Genomic DNA, 19930 nt, shown 5'->3' with positions numbered 1-19930 from the left:
CTCCGAAATTCGACAGGAGAATTATTTTGGGTAAATCCGCACCACTTCACGGTCTTACCGTTCTCGAGCTGGGGCACAGCGTGGCCGCTCCCTATGCAGGCCTTATTCTGGCAGAGTTGGGAGCACGAGTAATCAAGATCGAAAACCCTTCCACTGGGGATTATGCGCGCGGTTGGGGGCCACCCTTCTTCAAAGAAGACGCCACTGCATTTCACGCTCTAAACCGGGGAAAGGAAAGTCTCACACTCGATTTTTCAGATCCAGAACAATGTGCGCATCTCAAGAAGCTGATCCTTGGGGCTGATGCTGTTATCCAGAACCTGAGACCTGGTCTGCTTGCCAAATTCGGTATTGATGTCGACGAGATGCGGCGGCAGGCGCCTGGTATGATCTGGTGTGATATCGGCGCTTTTGGCAAAACTGGCCCGCTGTCGCGCAAGCTTGGTTATGATCCGCTGGCGCAGGCTTCCTCTGGCATCATGTCCATCACCGGCGAGGCGGATCGTCCTCCCGTCCGGGTCGGTGTGTCGCTCGTGGATATGGGTTCGGGGATGTGGACCGTCATCGGCCTGCTGGCAGCCCTTCTTGAGCGCAATAAAAATGGCGAAGGCGCACATATCGCAACGTCTTTGTTTGAGACCGGGCTTGCCTGGATGACCATTCCTCTTGCCGCACATGCGGTTGCAGGCGAAGTGCGCAAGCCTCATGGTTCCGGCCTTGCTGAAATTGTGCCATATCAGGCCTTCGAGGCAGATGACGGCTGGGTCATGATTGCAGCGGGCAACGACCGGTTGTTTGCAAAACTCTGCCAGGCGTTACCAGGGCTGGAGCATCTGGCTAAAGATCAGAAGTTTGCGCAGAACCGCGACAGAGTGTTGCTGCGCGACGAGTTGATACCGCAGATCGCAGCCGCAGTGGCGAAACTCACGGTCAGCGAACTCGGCGAAAAACTCGACGCTGTCAGTGTGCCGAATTGCCCGCTTTTGACCATCGACAAGGTTTGGACCCATCCGCAGACCGAGGCTGTCGGCATTGTGACGGAAGCTGACGGGCAGAAATGGATAGGCCTCCCATTCACCATTGACGACGCTCGCCCAACGTCGGGCGGTTCAGCTCCCACACTTGGAGCGCACAACCAGACAATTCGACAGGAAAGCTGATGGAACGCACCTATGAAACGCTCGAACTGGAGCGCATCGATGACCATGTGCTGTTGGTCCGGCTCAATAGGCCGCAAGCAGCCAATGCGATGAACACCCGGATGGGCGAGGAACTGATGGACCTTTTCGAGAGGTTCCAGATCGATGCCGAAGGCGTGCGCGCGATTGTGCTGACGGGTTCCGGCGAAAAGGCGTTCTGTGCAGGCGGTGACCTTAAGGAACGCAATGGTATGACCGATGCGCAATGGTTGCGCCAGCATGCAATGTTTGAGCGCATGCTCCGCGCAATAATTGCCTGTCCGGTGCCGCTGATCGGTGCAATCAATGGTGCGGCCTATGGTGGGGGCTGTGAGATTACGGCGGCACTTGATTTTGCCTACGCGTCTGAAAATGCGCGTTTCGCATTGACCGAGGTGACGCTCGGCATCATGCCGGGTGCGGGTGGTACGCAGAACCTGCCGCGCGCCATGGGGGAACGACGCGCCAAGGAAGTTATCCTCACTGGCCTGCCTTTCACGGCGCAAGAGGCATTTGAGTGGGGGCTTGTCAATCGTGTGTTCCCGCCGGCCGAGCTTCTTGGTGCAGCACTTGCCACTGCGCGTCGCATAGCGGGCAACGCGCCTATTTCTGTGCGCCAGGCCAAGCAGTCTATTCATCGCGGTTTGCAAATGTCACTGGCTGACGGTCTGGCTTTCGAGATCGAATGCTACAACCGCATGGTGTCGACGGAGGACCGTCACGAAGGCGTGCGTGCTTTCAATGAAAAGCGCCCACCTGTCTTCAGGGGAGTTTAGGTCATGGCAGAGCATGTGACCTTGCGCGAAGTGGGACTTCGCGACGGAATTCAGATGGCGAAACGCTTTCTCGAGACCGATCGCAAACGCGAATGGGTAAGGCGACTTATTGCGGCTGGTGTCCGCGAAATCGAACTGACTTCTTTTGTACCGCCGAAGATCGTGCCGCAATTTGCTGATGCCGACGTTTTGGCCACCAGCTTGCCTGACTTTTCTGGCGCGGTCTGTTCAGCACTGGTGCCCAATCTCAAAGGCGCCGAGCGGGCGCTTGCCGCTGGCTTTCGCCATATCAACTACGTGCTTTCAGTTTCTGAAGCCCATAGTCAGGCCAATGTCCGTCGCTCTACGGAAGAGGCGGTCGTGGAATTTGGTCGCATCGTGGCGCTGAAACAGTCGGAGACCGGTCGCGATATGGTGCTCGCCTGTGGGCTGGCAACCAGTTTTGGGTGCACGCTGCAAGGTTATGTCGCGCCGGAACGCGTGTTCGAGATTGCGCGCCGTGTGACGGATATGGGGGCAGACGAGCTGATCGTGGCGGATACGGTGGGTTACGGCAATCCGGCGCAGGTCCACGAAATCCTGCCGCCGATTGTCGAGATCGCAGATGGACGCCGCATCATCTGTCATTTCCACGATACGCGTGGCCTCGGCCTCGCCAATGTAGCAGCCGCGTTGGAAACCGGCGTCCGTGTGTTTGACAGTTCAATGGCCGGGCTTGGCGGATGCCCGTTTGCACCTGGTGCAACAGGCAACATCAACACGGAAGATACGGCATATATGCTTGAAAGCATGGGCTTTTCTACTGGTGTCGACATTGGCGCCCTGCTGGATATCCGCCGCGATGTCGAAGCGTGGCTTGGCCAAGAAGAACACTACAGCGGCGCGATAGCACGCGCCGGTCTTCCCAAAATATTTTCAGTCGCAAAGTGAGACTACGCTATGACCAATACTGTCGCTACCATGGAACTGGGCGAAGACTTTCCGGAACTACGTGAATCAATCCGTCGTATTTGTGAAAACTATCCGCTCGATTACTGGGCAAAGCTGGATGAAAAATCTGGATACCCGTCTGAATTTGTACAGGAGTTGACGGATGGAGGCTTTTTGGCGGCGCTCATTCCCGAAGAATTTGGCGGAGCTGGATTGCCACTGCGCGCTGCGGCTGTGATTTTGGAAGAAATCAATGCCTGTGGCTGTCAGGCGAGCCCTGCACATGCCCAAATGTATATCATGGGCACATTGCTGCGCCACGGTTCTGAGGAGCAGAAGCGCACCTACCTGCCTGAGATTGCTGCTGGACGGCTGCGCCTCCAGGCCTTTGGCGTGACAGAGCCGACGACTGGCTCGGACACGACGCAGCTCAAAACCCGTGCAGTGCGCGACGGTGATCACTATGTGATCAACGGCCAGAAAGTCTGGACGTCGCGCGCGCTTTATTCTGATCTCCTTCTGCTTCTAGCCCGCACCACGCCGCTTGATCAGGTTGCCAAGAAAACGGACGGCATTTCGGTTTTCCTGATCGATCTGCGTGAAGCGCGCGGAAACGGTGTTGACATTCGTCCCATCAGCGCATTGATCAACCACAACACGACGGAAGTTTTCATCGAAAATCTACGCGTACCGGCGTCAGCACTAATCGGTGAGGAAGGCAAAGGTTTCCGCTACATTCTGGATGGCATGAATGCAGAACGCATTCTCGTTGCGTCGGAATGTGTTGGCGATGGCCGCTATATGGTCCGCCGCGCGGTGGAATATGCCAAGGAACGTCGCGTTTTCAATCGAGAAATCGGCGCCAATCAGGGTGTGCAATTCCCTATTGCTCGCGCCCATGCGGAACTTGAAGCCGCCGATCTGATGGCCCGCAAGGCTGCTGCCTTGTTCGACGCGCACCAGCCCTGCGGTGGCGAAGCCAATATTGCCAAACTGCTTGCCTCGGAGGCGACCTGGAAAGCAGCTGATACTGCGCTGCAGACGTTTGGTGGCTTTGGCTATGCAGTGGAATACGGCATCGAACGGAAGTGGCGTGAGTGCCGCATTTATCAGACTGCGCCGATTTCGACCAACATGATCCTGGCCTATGTCGGTCAGCACATGTTGGGTCTCCCACGGTCCTATTGAGGTCCATCATGGATAGCATCACGATCAAGGCCGCGGAGTTCATCAAGAATTTCGACCTCGCTCATGTTCCGGCAGAGGCGGTTCACGCCGCACGCATCGGTATCGTGGACTGTGTCGGCACTATGCTTGCTGGCGCGCGCGAACCGGCGGTCGAATTCGTCGCGACGATTGCAACGCCTGCCAGTGGAAGCAATGACGCACCCGGCGCCGTCAACGGCCAGCGATATGGTGCGGCGGATGCCGCACTCGTCAATGGTGTGGCGGCCCATGTTCTGGACTTTGATGATGTGGCGCTTGCCGGTCATCCCAGTGCGGTGCTGGTGCCCATGATCTTGGCGGAAGGACATGCGCTGCAATCCTCTGGCCAGGAGGCGCTGGAAGCCTATCTCGTCGGTTACGAATTGTGGGCTCACCTGGCAGCGCTGGAGGCGGGACGCTTGCATGACCGTGGGTTCCATCCCACCGCGGTCATGGGAACACTGGCCTGTGCTGCTGGTGCTGCCAGGCTCAACAAGCTTTCTTCTGAAGAAACCGCACATGCGTTGGCCATTGCTGCTTCGTTGGCGGCTGGTTTGGTTGCAAATTTTGGTTCTATGACCAAGTCGCTGCATGCCGGACGAACGGCGCAATCAGGCATTCAAGCTGCGCTGCTTGCCAAGACAGGCTATACCGGTAGCACTGATGCGCTTGAGCACCGGGTGGGTTTCCTGCAATCGTTTTCACCGTCAGGGGCTCCGATCTTGAGCGCCGATGCGTTCAAAATTGGTGAGGAATCGATGGCTGCGCGTTATGGCGTCAATATTAAACGCTATCCCACATGCTATGCGACCCATCGTTCTATTGATGCCATGCTCGATCTTGTTGATGAAAACGATATTGCTCCATCCGAAATCGTGAAAATCAATGTTCATACAGGTGTGACCCAGCAACTCATGTTGCGCAACGCCCGTCCGCAGACCGGTTTGGCAGCCAAATTCTCTATGGAGTTCGCAATGGCGAGTGCTGTCGTGGCCCGACGAGTGGGACTGAAGGAGTTGACAGATGAATTCGTCAGTCGCAGCGATGTGCAGTCTATGCTGGAGCGTGTTGAGGTGACGGTCAATGAAGAAGAAGCGGGCGAAGATCTACCGTTTGCACCGTTCGATCTCATCTGGATCACCCTGAAAGATGGCACAGTGCTGCGTCATGAACCGGTGGAACATGCACGTGGAAGCTGGCAGATGCAGCTTGACCGTGAAGCTTTGAAGGAAAAATTCGAGGATTGCGCTGGCATTCTCCTGCCCGAAGAAAAGCTGGGTCCGTTGTTTGAAAAGCTATACCGCATCGAGGAATTGAAAGATCTGCGCGAGCTTGATCTGGTGTGATGAAGCAACGGCCCGATATGAAATGCATACATATTTGATCTGGAACGATTTGTGATGAACAGCTTGCCCACCCGACAGATACCCGGCGTCTATCACCGCCGCTTCGGTTCTTTTCTCGTGACAGCCCTTTCCGACGGTTATGTTGAGATGGGTTATAATATTTTCCGTGAATTCGAACCGCATGAAGTCGATGAGATGATGGCGCGGGATCATCGGGTTTCACCGCCGAGAATCTCGGTCAATTGTTTCCTTCTGCGGGGTCCTGTCGGTACCGTGTTGATTGATTGTGGTTCCGGCGAAAAATTCGGTCCGACGGCGGGCAAATTGTTCGAAAATCTGGAGGTAGCTGGCGTGCGGCCGGAGGAGGTGGACCATATTCTCCTCACGCATTGTCATCCGGATCATTCTTGTGGACTGACCGACCCCGTGACGGGTGAACGATTGTTTGCGAATGCGACGGTGATCGCCAACCGCAAGGAAATCGAGCACTGGTACTCTGATACCGAAATGCAAGCAGCAGACGAACGTAAGCGGCTTCGTTATTTCGGTTGGGCGCGTGAGCAGGTGGACCCGTATCGTGACGGGCGACTAAGACTTGCTGATGATGGTGAAGAGGTGCTGCCAGGCATTACGCTTGTGGAATGCGCGGGCCATACGCCGGGCCACAGTACCTGGCTCTTGAATTCGGAAGACAAGCAGATGATTGTCTGGGGTGATCTTGCTCATGTTCCCGAAATTCAGGTTGCCCGTCCCGAAGTTTCAATGAGCTTCGATCATGATCCGGATATGGCGGCTCGTAACCGCACAAACCTGCTGGCACGGATTTTCGAACAGGACATGCTCGTTGCCGGAATGCATATTCATTTCCCCGGATTCGGCTGGCTTGTGCGGGAGGGAACCGGATATAGGGTCGCTACCGAACAATGGAACTTTGAAATCTGAAAGGCTTCGCTACGGATTGAACATGGCCAAAACCCCTACCATACGCGATGTCGCTTTGCTCGCTAACGTATCGATCGGTACGGTTTCGCGCGTGGTCAACGATGCTGCCGATGTGCGCCCGCAAATCCGCAAGGCGGTTGAAAGTGCGATTGCGGAATTGGGCTATGTACCCAACGCCGCGGCAAAGTCGATGCGCATGGGGCGGACAAAGACGGTGGGCTGCATCCTGCGCGAAATCAATATTGCGCAGTTGGGTGGTTTTGTATCCACGGCACATAACATGCTCAATGAGTCCGGTTATGCACTGCTGATCGCTAATTCCGAAGGTCGTCGCAACCGCGAGGTTGAATTGCTGCGCAGCTTTTCGAGCGGGCAGGTCGATGGCGTACTGATGGGCCCCTATACGCCGATAGAGGGCGAGTTCGAAGAGCTGTTGCGCACGTTACCTGTGCCGTTCGTAATGATTGACCGGGATCAACCGTCATGGTGCAACGCCGTCTATGCCGATCACGAGGCCGGTATTGCTCAGGCGACAGGCTATTTGCTTGATCTTGGTCATCGTCGCATCGCACTTTTGACGGGCCCGACCAGATTGCACCCGGGTGGCGCACGCGTTCGCGGCTTCATGCGTGCTTACAAGGAGCGCGGTTTGGAACCAGCCCCGGAACTGATCATTGCAGAGAGCTTTTTACGCGATCAGGCTTATCGAGTGACGTCTTCCCTGCTCGGAATGTCGCAACCTCCGACAGCCATTATTGCAGGCGGCATTGATATGCTTGCAGGCGTGTTGAAGGCGGTTCGCACGCGGGGATTACGCATCCCGCAAGATATTTCGGTCGTAGGGTCTGGGCAAAGCGAACTGGCCGATCTGCATCAGCCGCCGATTGCTGTCGTCAGCTGGGATCAAAACGAAGTGGGCGCAACGGCTGCGGCCTTGTTGCTTGATCTGATTGCGCACGGGAAAAGGGAAGAGCCACGTCGCGTCATCATTCCAACCACGTTCAATGCGCAGGCGTCCTGCACGCCGCCGCTCGTGGGGGATTTGACGCCGAAGTAACCGGCAATCGCCAATAGGGAATGATGCAATCCGCGCTCGCATGGCTGCGGAACGGGAGAGCTATGTCTTCTGACAGGCATGGTCCGGGAAATTTGTGGAGGAGCAAAAATGCCGACGAATGTCCGATTATTTTCCGAATTCAAACTGCGTGGTGTGACGCTGAAAAACCGCATCGTGATTTCGCCGATGGGAACCTACTCGGCGGAGAACGGGCAACTGCAGCCCTTTCACCATACGCATTACGCGAATTTTGCCATGGGTGGTGCTGGCTTGGTCATGGTGGAGCAGACCTCCATCACCCGACGTGGTCGCGTGACCAATGGTGATCCGGGCCTGTGGGATGACAGCCAGATTGCTGGAATGCGGTCGATTGTCAGTCATATGAAATCTTATGGTGCGAAGACCGGAATTCAGCTGAATCACGGTGGGCGCAAGGGCAGTATGCAGCGTGCCATTCGCGGTAACGGACCCTTGACCGAACGCGATCTGGCGATGGGTGAAGAACAATGGGTACCGCTGGCGCCATCGGCGCTGCCACTAGGCGAGGGCTGGCTGACGCCGGAACCGATTTCTCTCGATCACCTTGACGGCCTTCGGTCGGCTTTTGTCGCCGCAGCAAAACGCGCGATGCTTGCAGGTTTCGATCTCATCGAGATCCATATGGCGCACGGCTATCTCTTGCAGAACTTTCTGTCGCCGCTCGCCAATCAGCGCACTGACGACTATGGCGGCAGTCTTGAAAATCGCATGCGCTTTCCGTTGGAAGTCGTGCGCGCCGTAAGGCAGGTCATCCCTGATTCTATGCCACTCCTCGCGCGCATTTCAGCCACCGACTGGATCGATGGCGGTTGGACGATGGAGGACAGTGTCGTTCTGGCGCGCGCATTGTCCGACGCGGGTGTCGATCTTGTCGACTGTTCCTCCGGCGGCAATCTGCGCATCGGTGCTACCAATTCCAGCCTTGGTCGAGGCCCAGGTTATCAGGTGCCTTTCGCTGAGCAGATACGCAAGGAAACCGGCATTCCGACTGCCGCCGTCGGCATGATCCGGACGCCGGAATTCGCGGAAGCCATATTGCGGGAGGACCGCGCTGATCTGATTTGCCTGGGCCGTCAGGCGCTGTTTGATCCGTTCTGGGCACATCATGCGGCCGAAGCGCTCGGCGTTAATCGCGATTTCTCCGGTTGGCCGCCGCAATATGGCTGGTGGCTCGAAAAATGGGGCCGGGCACTTTCGTCCAACGGCGAAAAGCCGATGGGACCGGAAGTGTTTCCCACCGCCGCTGCTGTGAAGAGCCAAGCTTCCGCCTGAACGGGAGAACTTAGGGAGGAAAAAGCATGGCAATGAAATTCTGGCACCAATCGGTCAATGAGTTGAGCCGAATTGACGCCTACAAGCGCGGTATAGAAGCCCATGCCCGCAGTTTGCTGGATGGTGAGGCTGAAGTGCATGTTCAGGGCTTACCGGAGGGTACTTACGGCGACCAGAGCCCAAGCGATGCGCTTGGCAACGCCTATCTCTATCATCGTGTGCTTGCACCCATCGTAGAGCAGGCTGTCGAGGCAGAGAAGCAGGGTTATGACGCCTTCATCATGGGGTCATTCAGCGAGCCATATCTGCGAGAGATGCGTACGGCTGTCGATATTCCGGTTGTCTCGCTGACGGAAGCTGCTCTGCTGACCGGTTGTTCGCTTGGTGGACAAATTGGTCTGATTTCGAACGCTCCGAATGTTGCCTACATGACCAAGCTCTCGGTGGCCAAGCATCATTTGGAAACACGGGTCCTGGAGGTCACGGCGCTATCGCCTGGCATGGATGAATATGAGCTAATTGCAGCGCGCGACGAGCCCGCTCAATTAATTGAAACGTTTACGGCAACTGCGCGGGAGCTAATCGCGCGGGGGGCGGAAGTTATTGTTCCTGCCGAGGGCGTGATGGCGGAAATTCTGGCACGCGAAGGCCTCAAACAGATCGACAAAGCGACAGTGCTGGATGTTTTCGCTGCGGCCTGGAGCCATGCCTTGAGCCTCGTGCGCCTGCGCAAGGCCGGTATGGGAACCAGCCGTGCCTGGCTTTACAGCCGCGGATAGGCGGTAGGGCGCACCGAAATAAAAAATTCGTCTTTTGGGAGAAGGACACTATGAAAATCGCAAGCCAGATTCTTGGTGACTACCTTGCCAGTTATTCCACATTGATACTGGAACGTTCCGTTCGGGAAAAGGCTTTGATCTGCCTGCTCGATTCATTGGGTTTGGCACTTGCGGCACGCACAGAACCCACTGCGCGGGCAGCGGTTGCTTTGTCATATCCGCTGGGTGAGGGTGCCCCCAATTCCGCGACCGCATGGATATCCGGCGCACGTTTTTCGGCAAGCGAAGCTGCCTTTGCCAATGGCGTCGCGGTTCATGCGCATTTTCAGGATGACACGGACCATGAATCCTGGACACATCCCGGCTCGCTTGTGCCGCCTGCTATTGTCGCGCTTGGTGAGCGCAACGGCGCGACGCTTGAAGATGTGCTCCGTGCGCTGGTCGCTGGCTATAGTGTGATTAACTGGCTCGGGCGTGATGAGGTCGTCGCGCGAAAACTGATTGCGCGCGGATTTCGCACCAGCCCAACCTTCGGCACTATTGCTGCTGCTGCCGGTAGTGCTGCTCTTCTCGGACTAAATGCCACAGAAGCAGGCTCCGCTGTTTCGATCGCTGCATCCACCACCGCAGGCACGTTAGAACCGGTTCGTGCTGGTGCCGATGAATGGCGTGTACAGAATGGCCGCGCAGCACAGGGTGGGCTGATTGCAGCCTGTCTTGCCAAGGCGGGCGTCATGGGCGCGCCGCAGGCTCTTGATGGTCCGAAAGGTTTTCTGGCCACAGTGGCCGGTATGGATGCCACCCCGGAAGTGTGGTCTCTACCGCCCGATCCGGCGATCATGAACTCCATACAAGCGAAACCCTACGCAACACTCGGGGACAACATGGCAGCAGCCATGGCTGCGCAGAAGCTCTACTTGGACAAAATCGATCCGCGCGAGATTGCTGACATCAAGGTGACGCTCTGGGAGCCATTCACGGCCTATCCAGGCACCAACTTTAAGGGCCCTTACGAACGTTTGGTTCAGACGCAGGCAAGCACCGCTTTTGCAGTGGCGACCATGCTGTCGCAAGGCGACATCACCTATGACATGGGCAATGAGCTGCGCAACGATCCGCTGGTCCTCGATCTGATCGCCAAGACGACTGTTATCCCCGACGCGGTTAACGGCGCGTGGGATTCGCTGCTGACGGTGACCATGAAGGATGGCAGTGAACGCGAAGCGCATTCTCAGGAAATGCCACGCAATCTGATCTATCAAACACAAGAACGTTCTCTGGAGGTGTTCGAGTGCAGGTTAACCGAGCTTGGAGGCCCGGTTGGTGTTGCGCGTGATCACGCCGCGAAACTATTCGCGGCGCTTGATGACGGAGCGAATATTCCGATTGCCGACGTTTTGCGTGACACGCTCGCATTGACCGGTAACCGATAGGATCGGAATACCAGATGACAAAAGGACCACTTCTATTCCATCCCTACCATGTGCGCGGCGTGACTCTGAAAAATCGCATCGTCGTTTCGCCCATGGGTACTTATTCGGCGGAAGACGGGTGCCTGACGCCCTTTCAGTTCGCGCATTATGAACGCATGGCCATGGGAGGCGCGGGTCTTGTCATCATGGAGCAGACTTTCGTGACCCGCGCCGGTCGTGTGAGCAACGGCGATCCCGGTCTTTGGTCCGACAGCCATATCGAGCCAATGGCGCGATTGGTCTCCGAGATGAAACGCTATGGCGCGAAAACTGCAATCCAGATCAGTCATGGCGGGCGCAAGGGCGGGCAACAGCGCGCGCACGAAGGTAACGGTCCGATTTCGGAGCGCAATCTGGCTGCAGGCGATATTCAGCTTTATCCGATGGGAGCTTCACCTATTCCGTTATCGGAAAACTGGCTAACGCCGGTCGAAATGAGCGAACAGCAGATTGATGGTATCGTTGATGCCTACGCAGCGGGTGCTCGTCGGGCTATTCTCGCAGGGTTTGATTTGCTCGAACTACATTTGGCGCATGGCTATCTGCTCCAGAGCTTTCTTTCGCCATTGGCCAATCAGCGCACCGACCGTTTTGGCGGTAATCTCGAAAACCGAATGCGCCTGCCCCTGATGGTGGTTGACCGGCTTCGCTCAATTATGCCGGATTCGATGCCGCTTTTTGCAAGGCTTTCGGTGACGGACTGGATCGACGGCGGCTGGACCGAAGACGAAAGTGTCGTGCTGTCCCGAGCGCTGAAGGCTGCAGGTGTCGATCTCATCGACTGTTCCTCCGGCGGCAATATGCGTGCTGGCGCGACTAACTCGAACCTGTCGCGGGGACCGGGCTATCAGGTAGCACTGTCTGAAAGACTGCGTCGCGAAGCAGGAATGCCAACCGCCGCTGTCGGTATGATCCGCACGGGTCAACATGCTGAAACCATTCTCCGCGAGGGCAAGGCCGATTTGATCTGTATTGGCCGCCAGATGCTGTTCAACCCTTTTTGGGTGCGCCACGTGGCCTGGGAGATGGGAGTGGAACGCGATTTTTCCAGTTGGCCTGAACCCTATGGTTGGTGGTTGGAAAAATGGTCTCGGGCCTTGGCGGCGAACAATGAGGACCCGCTTGAGCCTGAACATTTTCCCGAGGAAGTACGGTGAGTACGGGAGGACCAAATGCATTGGGGAAATGAACTTGCGACCATGCGCGGACGCTATGGTCAGCGTGTCGGCATCATTGATGTTGAGGGTAGTCATACAATCGCTGAGATCGTTGACCGTGCGGCGGGCATTGCCGATCGTCTGAGTGCGCTTGGCCTTGGTCCCGGCGATTTTATCGCAACGATTTTTCAAAATTCGATGCTGGCAGCGGCGGCAAGCTATGCCGTTGCGCTGACTGGAGCGACAGAGGTTCCGATTAATCCCGTACTCAGCCAGAAAGAGTTCGATCACGCGCTCTCCTGCACAGGTACTCGGATTGTGCTTCTCGACCGAGCGACAACGATGACGCTGACGCCGTGCGTTGCGGTGGAGGATGTGCGCAAATGCGCACCGCGCCCGCTGACGGCGGAAGGGTGGCCGGATGTGGAGCCGGAAACGCCGAGCCGTATCGTTTTCACAAGTGGCACCACGGGGCCTGCTAAGGGTGCTATCCACACGCATCTCGGACGCTGGACGGCGGGGCTTCTCTTGCGTTCGGTCCTTCCCACTCGTCCGGGCGCGCAAAACCGTATCCTCTTGATGACGCCCTTTTCGCATGGGAGTTCACTGCTGACCTTCGCTTATCTTGCCGAAGGCGCGAGCGTGCATCTGATGCATGGTGTGAATACAGCCGCCGTTCTGCCGCTTCTGGCGTCAGGTTCGATCACTGAAATGTTTGCGCCGCCGACAGTGCTCGCCAAGTTGACCGAGGCGTTGGAACAGACCGACAGCGCCAAGCCGCAATTGCATACGATACTGACGGGAACGGCTCCTCTGTCCCCGATGCTGTATCACAAGGCTGTTGCGCAATTTGGTGAGATCATCCGCGTCACCTACGGGAAAAGCGAGATGTTCAATCCAATCACCGTGCTCTCACCTCCCGAGACCGCCGAAGCCTATGCCGGAAACGCCAGCACCGATGAGGGGCTGTGCGTCGGCTGGGCGGCAACGGGCGTGCGGATTGAAATTCGCGACGATGGAGGTCGCGTACTTCGAGACGGCGAGTCGGGGCATATTTTCCTGCATAGCCCGCATATGTTTCGGGGCTACATCACGGTCAGCGGCCTGAAGATGCTTGCACCCGGCGAGTTTCACGATACCGGTGATCTAGGAAGGATTGATCAGACGGGCTGTCTTTTTCTCGTGGCACGCCAGTCCGACATGATGAAAACCGGCGGCTACAAAGTAGCCCCAGATGAGGTCGAGCGAGCGCTGGCCGCCGCACTTCCCGAAACCGAAATAATCGCGCTCGGCTTTCCGTCGGAATATTGGGGTGAAATCGTCACTTTGGTTGCCGAATGTCCACCATCGGATTGGCAGGAGCGTCTTGCCCCCGCGCTGGCCAGCATGACCTCTTACAAACGGCCAAGGCTTTTTGTCGCCATTGATGAGTTGCCGCGCAATGCAATCGGCAAACTGTCGCGCGCCGAGCTGCGCCGCCGGCTTGCGGAGCTTTACGACCTCATTGAAACGCCGCAACCGGAACTTGTCGGGAAAGGCAGGCAGATATGAGCGGCTTCGAACAGATACCAGCTATTTATCATCGCCCGCTAGGCGATATGTTGGTCACAACGCTTTGCGACGGCTACGTCGCCTACGACACTTTCGATATTTTCCGTGATGGCGATGCTGCACGGCTGGAACAGTTTCTGACCGCTGAGACACGGATCGCGCCTCCAGTTGTCTCAATCAACGCGTTTCTTGTCCAGCATGAAAGCCGGGTTATCCTTATCGACTGCGGTTCGGGCGACATCATGGGGCCAACTTGCGGGCGATTGCCGGAACTTCTCACACGGCTGGATATCGCGCCGGAAGCGGTTACTGACGTGCTTTTGACCCATATCCATCCAGATCATTCCAATGGTCTCACCAATCCGGAAACCGGTGCTAAACATTTTCCGCGAGCGGTTGTTCATGTTCATGAGGCGGAAATTCAGCATTGGTTCGATGACGAGGCAAAAGCTCGCGCTACGGAGCGCCAGAAGCGGGTTTATTTTGATGCTGGGCGCATTCAGATAACGCCTTATCTCGCTGATAACGTGCGAATTTTCAATGCTGAGTGCGAAGTTCTGCCTGGGATCGCTGCTGTTCCATCCGTTGGACATACGCCGGGACACAGTTGCTACATTCTGCGCTCCCGCAGTGAAGCAATGATCATTTGGGGCGACACTGTTCATGTGCCCGAGGTGCAGCTTGCCGATCCTGATGTTGGGATGATTTTCGACACCGATACGCCTGCCGCTGCTTTGTCGCGTCGCAGGATTCTGCAGCGCTGCGTCGATGAAGACCTTCTTGTTGGCGGAATGCATATCCACTTTCCCGGCTTTGCTCGTGTCAGGCGCGGATATGAAGGGGAGTATCGCTTCATTCAGGAACAATGGTTCCATGCAGAAATGGACAAGCCTGCCGAGCAAACTGGAGGAAACTGATCCGTGTCTATGATGAAAATCTGCCATGCTCCGGAACCGGGTGGGCCGGAAGCGCTGCGTTTTATGCAAGTGGAGCGCCCGACACCGACTGCAAATGAGGTGCTGATCCGTGTTGGCGCTGTGGGGGTCAATCGGCTTGATGCTATGCAGCGAACAGGTGTCTATCCACTACCTGCGGGCGCAAATCCTGTACTGGGCGTTGAATGCGGCGGTGAAGTTGTCGAAACGGGCGGCGATGTACCAAATTATCTACGTGGCAAGCGGGTTGCAGCTCTTCTTTCGGGCGGTGGTTATGCAGAATATGCAGTCGCCGACTGGCGGCATGTGGTTGTGGTTCCTTCAGACTGGGATGATGTGCAGGCAGCTGCAGTCATTGAAACATTCTGTACGGCCCATGAGACTTTATTCGAATTGTCGTGCCTTAAGGCAGGTGAGCGGGTACTGATCCACGCGGGCGGTAGCGCCGTCGGCAGTACTGCGATCCGCATGGCGCAACATGTAGAGGCAGAAATCGTTACCACCGTGGGGCGCGAGGACAAGGCGCGTCGCCTCCGCGATTGGGGTGTGGCACATGTTTTGAATTATCGCGAGGTCGATTTTGCCGAGGCAACCCGCGAGATCTACCCTGATGGCATCGATGTGATCGAAGACTTCGTCGGCCCCGCATATCTGGCGCGTCATATTGCGCTTTTACGCTGGCGAGGTCGAATGACATTCGTGGGACTGCTCAGCAACGGAAAGGCCGAGGCTGATGTGCCCGCCATTCTGACCAAGATGCTGCAGCTACGTGGTTTTACCCTGCGGCCGCATTCGGCAGACGAGAAAGCCGAAGTTGTCGAGCGTTTCCGCCAATGCTGGTTGCCGGTCCTCGCATCGGGTGCAATCGCGCCGACCATCCATGCAGTTTTACCCTTCAGTGACGCAATGGAAGCGCATCGCATGCTGGAAGCTGCCGACAATTTCGGCAAGCTGATCCTGAGCATGTAACGCTCCAGCAAAAGGTAGTTTGGAAATGTTGTTATCTCAAATTCAGGACGAGAACGAAGCGATCCGCGTTCTAGCACGGGAGGACGGCGAACCAGCGCGCGAAGTGCTTGGCGCGGCCAGCGTGCGCGAACTGGCGCTTGCTGCGGCCCGAAGCGGTAGGAGCCTCGTCGATCAGATCAAAGGACAAGGCTTCGGAGCGCAGTTTGAACCGGAAAGGCTGGCCGCCGATGGCCTCTACCTGCCGCCGATTACTCATTTCGATCCGGCACATTTGCATTTGACCGGCACGGGGCTCACCCATTTGGGATCGGCTGCGACCCGTGACAGCATGCATGCCAAGGTCATGACGGAAGAAGCCGAACTGACGGATTCCATGAAGATGTTCCGTATGGGCCTTGAAGGCGGCAAACCGTTGGCAGGTGAACCAGGCGTGCAGCCAGAATGGTTTTACAAAGGCAACGGCCACACTCTAGCCTCACCTGGTGCGGCATTGGTTTCGCCGGCATTCGCACAGGATTTCGGGGAAGAGCCGGAGATAGCGGGAATTTACGTTATCGCAGATGACGGTCGCCCGATGCGCTTGGGGTTTGCCGTGGCCAATGAGTTCTCCGATCATGTGACGGAGCGGGGCAATTATCTCTGGCTTGCCCATTCCAAGCTGCGTCCGGCATCCTTGGGACCGGAAATCCGGATTGGTGCTGCGCCTCTAGATATTCGGGGGACTAGTCGCATTCTGCGTGACGGCAGAGTTTTATGGGAAAAGCCGTTTTTGTCTGGTGAGGCGAACATGTCCCACACGATTGCTAATCTCGAATATCACCATTTCAAGTACGCGATTTTCCGCCAGCCGGGCGATGTTCATGTCCATATGTTCGGCACAGCCACGCTGTCATTTGCCGATAAAATTCACACCCAACTAGGCGATGTTTTCGAGATCGTAGCTGAAGGGTTTGGCCATCCTCTGCGCAATACGGTTGCCGTTGAGCCAAGCTATAGTTTGCAGGAACTGGCTGCTGTTGAACTTTAAGCAAGGCGTGAAGTAACCGGCTGGAAGATCAGAAAGGACCCACTATGTCCAAGAAGAAATGCGCGATCATCGGTTCCGGCAATATTGGCACGGATTTGATGATCAAGGTGATGCGCACGTCGAAGAATATCGAGATGGGCGCAATGGTCGGCATCGATCCGAATTCGGATGGTCTGGCACGCGCCGCACGGCTCGGCGTTCCGGTCACCCATGAAGGCATCGACGGGCTGATGCGTATGCCGGAATATCGCAATATCGATATCGTGTTCGATGCAACCTCGGCCAAGGCGCATCTGCATAATGACGCGCTGTTGCAGAAAGACGGCAAGAAGGTCATCGACCTGACGCCTGCCGCCATCGGCCCCTTCACCATTCCGGCCATCAATGGCGACGCCAATATCGACGAGCCCAACGTCAACATGGTCACATGCGGTGGTCAGGCGACGATCCCGATGGTCTATGCCGTCAAGCGCGCAACCGACCGCGTGGTCTATGGCGAAATCGTCGCTTCGATCTCGTCGCGTTCGGCTGGTCCCGGCACCCGCGCGAATATCGATGAATTTACCGAAACCACGTCGAAGGCGATCCGTGATCTGGGCGGTGCCGAACGCGGCAAGGCGCTGATCATTCTCAACCCTGCCGAACCGCCGCTCATCATGCGCGATACGGTGTTTGTTCTGTCGCAAGGCGGCAGCCGCGAAGCCATCGAAGCTTCGATTACCGAAATGGTCAAGACGGTTCAGGCCTATGTGCCGGGCTATCGCCTGAAGCAGAAAGTGCAGTTCGAAGTCATCGGCGATAATGCGCCCGTTCGCGTGCCGGGCATCGGGCTCGTATCGGGTCTCAAGACGACCATCCTGCTCGAGGTGGAAGGCGCTGCACATTATCTGCCTGCCTATGCCGGCAATCTCGACATCATGACATCCGCTGCATTGGTCACCGCCGATCATTGGGCAGCAAAAGCGCTTGCCAAGGAGGCTGCATAATGGCCCGCTCCAATCCCGATAAGCTCTATGTTCAGGATGTCACGCTGCGCGACGGCATGCATTCGATCCGCCATCAATACACGCTGAAGGATGTCGTCGTGATTGCGAAGGCGCTGGATGCAGCCAAGGTGGACGCGATTGAAATCACCCATGGCGACGGCCTTGCCGGTTCGACTTTCAATTACGGTTTCGGCTTGCATGACGATGTCGAATGGATCGGCGCGGTTGCCGACGCCTGCGAGCATGCCCGCGTCACCGTGCTGCTCATTCCGGGCATTGGCACGGTGCATGAGCTGAAGGAAGCCTATGATGCCGGTGCACGCTCGGTTCGCGTTGCGACCCATTGCACCGAGGCCGACGTGTCGCGCCAGCATATCGAGGCCGCGCGGGAACTGGGCATGGACACTATCGGCTTCCTGATGATGTCGCATATGGCCGAGCCCGAAAAGCTTGTCGAACAGGCGAAGCTGATGGAAAGCTATGGCGCGGAATGCGTCTATGTCACCGACTCGGCAGGCGCGCTGTTGCCCGAACAATATACGCTTCGCGTGAAGGCGCTGCGCGATGCGCTACGGCCTGAAACTGAAATCGGCGTTCACACCCACCACAATCTGACGCTCGGCGTTGCCAATGCCGTTGCCGGTATCGAAGCGGGTGCTGTTCGCGTTGACGCATCGCTGGCGGGCATGGGGGCAGGGGCGGGCAATGCGCCGCTTGAAGGTCTGATCGCCGTTCTCAACCGCAAGGGCATCGATACGGGTTGCGACCTCTATGGCCTGATGGATGCTGCCGATGATCTGGTGCGTCCGTTGCAGGACCGTCCAGTGCGCGTGGACCGTGAAAGCCTTTCGCTCGGCTATGCGGGCGTCTATTCGAGCTTCCTGCGTCATGCGGAAAACGCCTCGAAACTCTATGGCGTCGATACGCGTGAAATCCTCATCGAACTTGGCAAGCGCCGCATGGTCGGCGGCCAGGAAGACATGATCATCGACGTCGCGCTCGACATTCTCAAAAACAAGGCCGCGTAAAGCAATGAAGTGTCCAATGCTCGACTGAAAAATAGTAGCGATACGAGTCAAAGTGATAAGCGAATTCTACAGAAAGATGGGGCATTCGAAGTTCATGAAGTGTGACTTGAACTGGCTTGACCAGTCGGATCAGAGTTATTGCATGCCTTATAACAATGGTGAACTACAGTGAAAGGAAACATATGGCAAAAGTGGGGTTTTGCCATATGTTATGCTGATCGCTGACAGTTGGATTTGCGCTTTATAGCAGACATTACAGTAAAATATATACGCACTCCAAAGCGGCCATTGCGCTTTTTTGCTGCAAACGGCCCCATTGCGGCCATTCAAAATGATTAGTCATGGCACTTTCAGATAATAGAATCTGCTTCACTTCTGACTAGTGTTTTCCCTCTTTTGTAGATCAATGAAAGCTAAATAGATCGCCGTATTTATAACGAATGGCTTTGCCCACTTTTCGATAAGGTAAGTTCTCAATGCCCTGTACCCGCTAGTTAGCTAGGGTCTTTGGACTTAAACCTAATACACTGGCGGCTTGCTCAGATGTCAGTAGATGGTCAAGCTCATAATTTGTTGAGGGCAGGGGATGTTCTCGAGGACTGTCAGTGTGCGTCGCGAGAAAGCTTAATGACATATTGTATTTTCGAACAAGGTGCTCGGTGAGGCTGAGATAGAGCTGCTCAAGGCTAGGCTGCTCGTTTTTGTATCTGGCTTTTTCGCCATTTATTTGAGCTCACATAACAACGGAGGGTGTCCGACTACGAAAGGTGTCAGAACTTGTTGATAACATTACAACAAGATTAGTCGAGTTCGGCAATGCAGAAATTGACAAGCATTAATTCTAACGACGTGCGGCTCAGGTGGTTTCTGTGTGTTCCAGAACCTTTTTCCACAGGGATTTTATGCTGCTTGATAAGACAGTTTTGCCGAGCAGATTACGTGTAGCGAAGGTGATTGCTATTTGATTGCTAGCATCAATATGGTGAAAACGAAAACTAGCTAAGTCATTGATTTTATGGTGCCGCTTAGGTGACTCGAACACCTGACCCCATCATTACGAATGATGTGCTCTACCAACTGAGCTAAAGCGGCCCGGAACATTGCGTTCCAATTTCCCGAAGGAAGCCAACCATTTCTGGCTGGACGGTGCGCTGATAACCAAAAGCATGGAGGAAAGCAAGGCCCAAATCAAACAATATGTATGTTTGTTCAAAAGGTTTCACGCCATGCCTATCGCGAGAGCCTGACACTGCGCAAGCGAGTCGGTTTTGCGAGATGGA

At 56.1% G+C, this 19930-nt stretch carries 17 protein-coding genes and 1 tRNA gene; 17 read left to right on the top strand and 1 reads right to left on the bottom strand.

What is annotated here, in order from left to right:
- The first annotated feature begins 26 nt into the window (after positions 1 to 26).
- The 17 genes from ACYSN1_RS11500 to dmpG all read left to right on the top strand — a co-directional run bounded on the left by ACYSN1_RS11500 (position 27) and on the right by dmpG (position 18650).
- The gene (locus ACYSN1_RS11500; protein WP_461725772.1) at positions 27 to 1160 is read left to right on the top strand and encodes a CaiB/BaiF CoA transferase family protein; all 1134 of its coding nucleotides are present in this window, start codon (positions 27 to 29) and stop codon (positions 1158 to 1160) included.
- Entirely contained in the window at positions 1160 to 1954 is a 795-nt protein-coding gene (locus ACYSN1_RS11495; RefSeq protein ID WP_461725771.1) for an enoyl-CoA hydratase/isomerase family protein, read from the top strand. Before ACYSN1_RS11500 ends, ACYSN1_RS11495 begins: the two co-directional genes overlap by 1 nt.
- A 3-nt stretch (positions 1955 to 1957) precedes the next feature.
- Positions 1958 to 2884: a hydroxymethylglutaryl-CoA lyase gene (locus ACYSN1_RS11490; protein ID WP_461725770.1), complete on the top strand. Its 927-nt coding sequence runs from the start codon at positions 1958 to 1960 to the stop codon at positions 2882 to 2884.
- Positions 2885 to 2893: 9 nt separating this feature from the next.
- Positions 2894 to 4072 carry an acyl-CoA dehydrogenase family protein gene (locus ACYSN1_RS11485; RefSeq protein ID WP_461725769.1) on the top strand — a complete coding sequence of 393 codons (1179 nt, stop codon included), beginning with the start codon at positions 2894 to 2896 and terminating at the stop codon, positions 4070 to 4072.
- Positions 4073 to 4080: 8 nt separating this feature from the next.
- On the top strand, positions 4081 to 5436 hold the full coding sequence (locus ACYSN1_RS11480) for an MmgE/PrpD family protein (protein ID WP_461725768.1): 1356 nt from the start codon (positions 4081 to 4083) through the stop codon (positions 5434 to 5436).
- Positions 5437 to 5490: 54 nt separating this feature from the next.
- Complete coding sequence (locus tag ACYSN1_RS11475; protein WP_461725767.1) at positions 5491 to 6378, top strand: MBL fold metallo-hydrolase; 888 nt, start codon at positions 5491 to 5493, stop codon at positions 6376 to 6378.
- A gap of 22 nt (positions 6379 to 6400) precedes the next feature.
- Positions 6401 to 7435 carry a LacI family DNA-binding transcriptional regulator gene (locus ACYSN1_RS11470; protein WP_461725766.1) on the top strand — a complete coding sequence of 345 codons (1035 nt, stop codon included), beginning with the start codon at positions 6401 to 6403 and terminating at the stop codon, positions 7433 to 7435.
- Between the two features lie 108 nt (positions 7436 to 7543).
- Complete coding sequence (locus ACYSN1_RS11465) at positions 7544 to 8746, top strand: NADH:flavin oxidoreductase/NADH oxidase (protein WP_461725765.1); 1203 nt, start codon at positions 7544 to 7546, stop codon at positions 8744 to 8746.
- 26 nt (positions 8747 to 8772) lie between these two features.
- On the top strand, positions 8773 to 9525 hold the full coding sequence (locus ACYSN1_RS11460; RefSeq protein WP_461725764.1) for an aspartate/glutamate racemase family protein: 753 nt from the start codon (positions 8773 to 8775) through the stop codon (positions 9523 to 9525).
- Positions 9526 to 9575: 50 nt separating this feature from the next.
- A complete protein-coding gene (locus tag ACYSN1_RS11455) occupies positions 9576 to 10958 on the top strand; it encodes an MmgE/PrpD family protein (protein ID WP_461725763.1) in 1383 nt (460 codons plus the stop codon).
- Positions 10959 to 10972: 14 nt separating this feature from the next.
- The gene (locus ACYSN1_RS11450) at positions 10973 to 12154 is read left to right on the top strand and encodes an NADH:flavin oxidoreductase/NADH oxidase (RefSeq protein WP_461725762.1); all 1182 of its coding nucleotides are present in this window, start codon (positions 10973 to 10975) and stop codon (positions 12152 to 12154) included.
- A gap of 15 nt (positions 12155 to 12169) precedes the next feature.
- Positions 12170 to 13705 carry a class I adenylate-forming enzyme family protein gene (locus ACYSN1_RS11445; RefSeq protein WP_461725761.1) on the top strand — a complete coding sequence of 512 codons (1536 nt, stop codon included), beginning with the start codon at positions 12170 to 12172 and terminating at the stop codon, positions 13703 to 13705.
- The gene (locus tag ACYSN1_RS11440; protein ID WP_461725760.1) at positions 13702 to 14622 is read left to right on the top strand and encodes an MBL fold metallo-hydrolase; all 921 of its coding nucleotides are present in this window, start codon (positions 13702 to 13704) and stop codon (positions 14620 to 14622) included. The genes ACYSN1_RS11445 and ACYSN1_RS11440 overlap by 4 nt, the downstream gene beginning before the upstream one ends.
- 9 nt (positions 14623 to 14631) lie before the next feature.
- Positions 14632 to 15609 (top strand): NAD(P)H-quinone oxidoreductase, encoded by a 978-nt coding sequence (locus ACYSN1_RS11435; RefSeq protein WP_461725882.1) that lies wholly within the window; start codon positions 14632 to 14634, stop codon positions 15607 to 15609.
- A gap of 25 nt (positions 15610 to 15634) precedes the next feature.
- Complete coding sequence (gene araD1 / locus ACYSN1_RS11430; protein WP_461725759.1) at positions 15635 to 16636, top strand: AraD1 family protein; 1002 nt, start codon at positions 15635 to 15637, stop codon at positions 16634 to 16636.
- A 44-nt stretch (positions 16637 to 16680) separates the two neighbouring features.
- Positions 16681 to 17622 (top strand): acetaldehyde dehydrogenase (acetylating), encoded by a 942-nt coding sequence (locus ACYSN1_RS11425; protein ID WP_461725758.1) that lies wholly within the window; start codon positions 16681 to 16683, stop codon positions 17620 to 17622.
- Positions 17622 to 18650 carry a 4-hydroxy-2-oxovalerate aldolase gene (gene dmpG, locus ACYSN1_RS11420; RefSeq protein WP_461725757.1) on the top strand — a complete coding sequence of 343 codons (1029 nt, stop codon included), beginning with the start codon at positions 17622 to 17624 and terminating at the stop codon, positions 18648 to 18650. Before ACYSN1_RS11425 ends, dmpG begins: the two co-directional genes overlap by 1 nt.
- Positions 18651 to 19666: 1016 nt before the next feature.
- Here the strand turns inward: dmpG and ACYSN1_RS11415 are convergent.
- Positions 19667 to 19742, bottom strand: a tRNA-Thr gene (locus ACYSN1_RS11415).
- Positions 19743 to 19930 lie beyond the last annotated feature (188 nt).

This window comes from Brucella sp. LJL56, from assembly GCF_054871705.1.
This window is presented reverse-complemented; position numbering and strand designations above follow the sequence as displayed.

Excerpts from the sequence above, each read along its gene's own strand:
- ACYSN1_RS11425 (WP_461725758.1), top strand. The coding sequence starts at position 16,681 with ATGTCCAAGAAGAAATGCGCGATCATCGGTTCCGGCAATATTGGCACG.
- ACYSN1_RS11490 (WP_461725770.1), top strand. The coding sequence starts at position 1,958 with ATGGCAGAGCATGTGACCTTGCGCGAAGTGGGACTTCGCGACGGAATT.
- ACYSN1_RS11435 (WP_461725882.1), top strand. The coding sequence starts at position 14,632 with ATGATGAAAATCTGCCATGCTCCGGAACCGGGTGGGCCGGAAGCGCTG.
- ACYSN1_RS11470 (WP_461725766.1), top strand. The coding sequence starts at position 6,401 with ATGGCCAAAACCCCTACCATACGCGATGTCGCTTTGCTCGCTAACGTA.
- ACYSN1_RS11485 (WP_461725769.1), top strand. The coding sequence starts at position 2,894 with ATGACCAATACTGTCGCTACCATGGAACTGGGCGAAGACTTTCCGGAA.
- ACYSN1_RS11495 (WP_461725771.1), top strand. The coding sequence starts at position 1,160 with ATGGAACGCACCTATGAAACGCTCGAACTGGAGCGCATCGATGACCAT.
- ACYSN1_RS11465 (WP_461725765.1), top strand. The coding sequence starts at position 7,544 with ATGCCGACGAATGTCCGATTATTTTCCGAATTCAAACTGCGTGGTGTG.
- ACYSN1_RS11445 (WP_461725761.1), top strand. The coding sequence starts at position 12,170 with ATGCATTGGGGAAATGAACTTGCGACCATGCGCGGACGCTATGGTCAG.
- ACYSN1_RS11455 (WP_461725763.1), top strand. The coding sequence starts at position 9,576 with ATGAAAATCGCAAGCCAGATTCTTGGTGACTACCTTGCCAGTTATTCC.
- ACYSN1_RS11450 (WP_461725762.1), top strand. The coding sequence starts at position 10,973 with ATGACAAAAGGACCACTTCTATTCCATCCCTACCATGTGCGCGGCGTG.
- dmpG (WP_461725757.1), top strand. The coding sequence starts at position 17,622 with ATGGCCCGCTCCAATCCCGATAAGCTCTATGTTCAGGATGTCACGCTG.
- ACYSN1_RS11475 (WP_461725767.1), top strand. The coding sequence starts at position 5,491 with ATGAACAGCTTGCCCACCCGACAGATACCCGGCGTCTATCACCGCCGC.
- araD1 (WP_461725759.1), top strand. The coding sequence starts at position 15,635 with ATGTTGTTATCTCAAATTCAGGACGAGAACGAAGCGATCCGCGTTCTA.
- ACYSN1_RS11480 (WP_461725768.1), top strand. The coding sequence starts at position 4,081 with ATGGATAGCATCACGATCAAGGCCGCGGAGTTCATCAAGAATTTCGAC.
- ACYSN1_RS11460 (WP_461725764.1), top strand. The coding sequence starts at position 8,773 with ATGGCAATGAAATTCTGGCACCAATCGGTCAATGAGTTGAGCCGAATT.
- ACYSN1_RS11440 (WP_461725760.1), top strand. The coding sequence starts at position 13,702 with ATGAGCGGCTTCGAACAGATACCAGCTATTTATCATCGCCCGCTAGGC.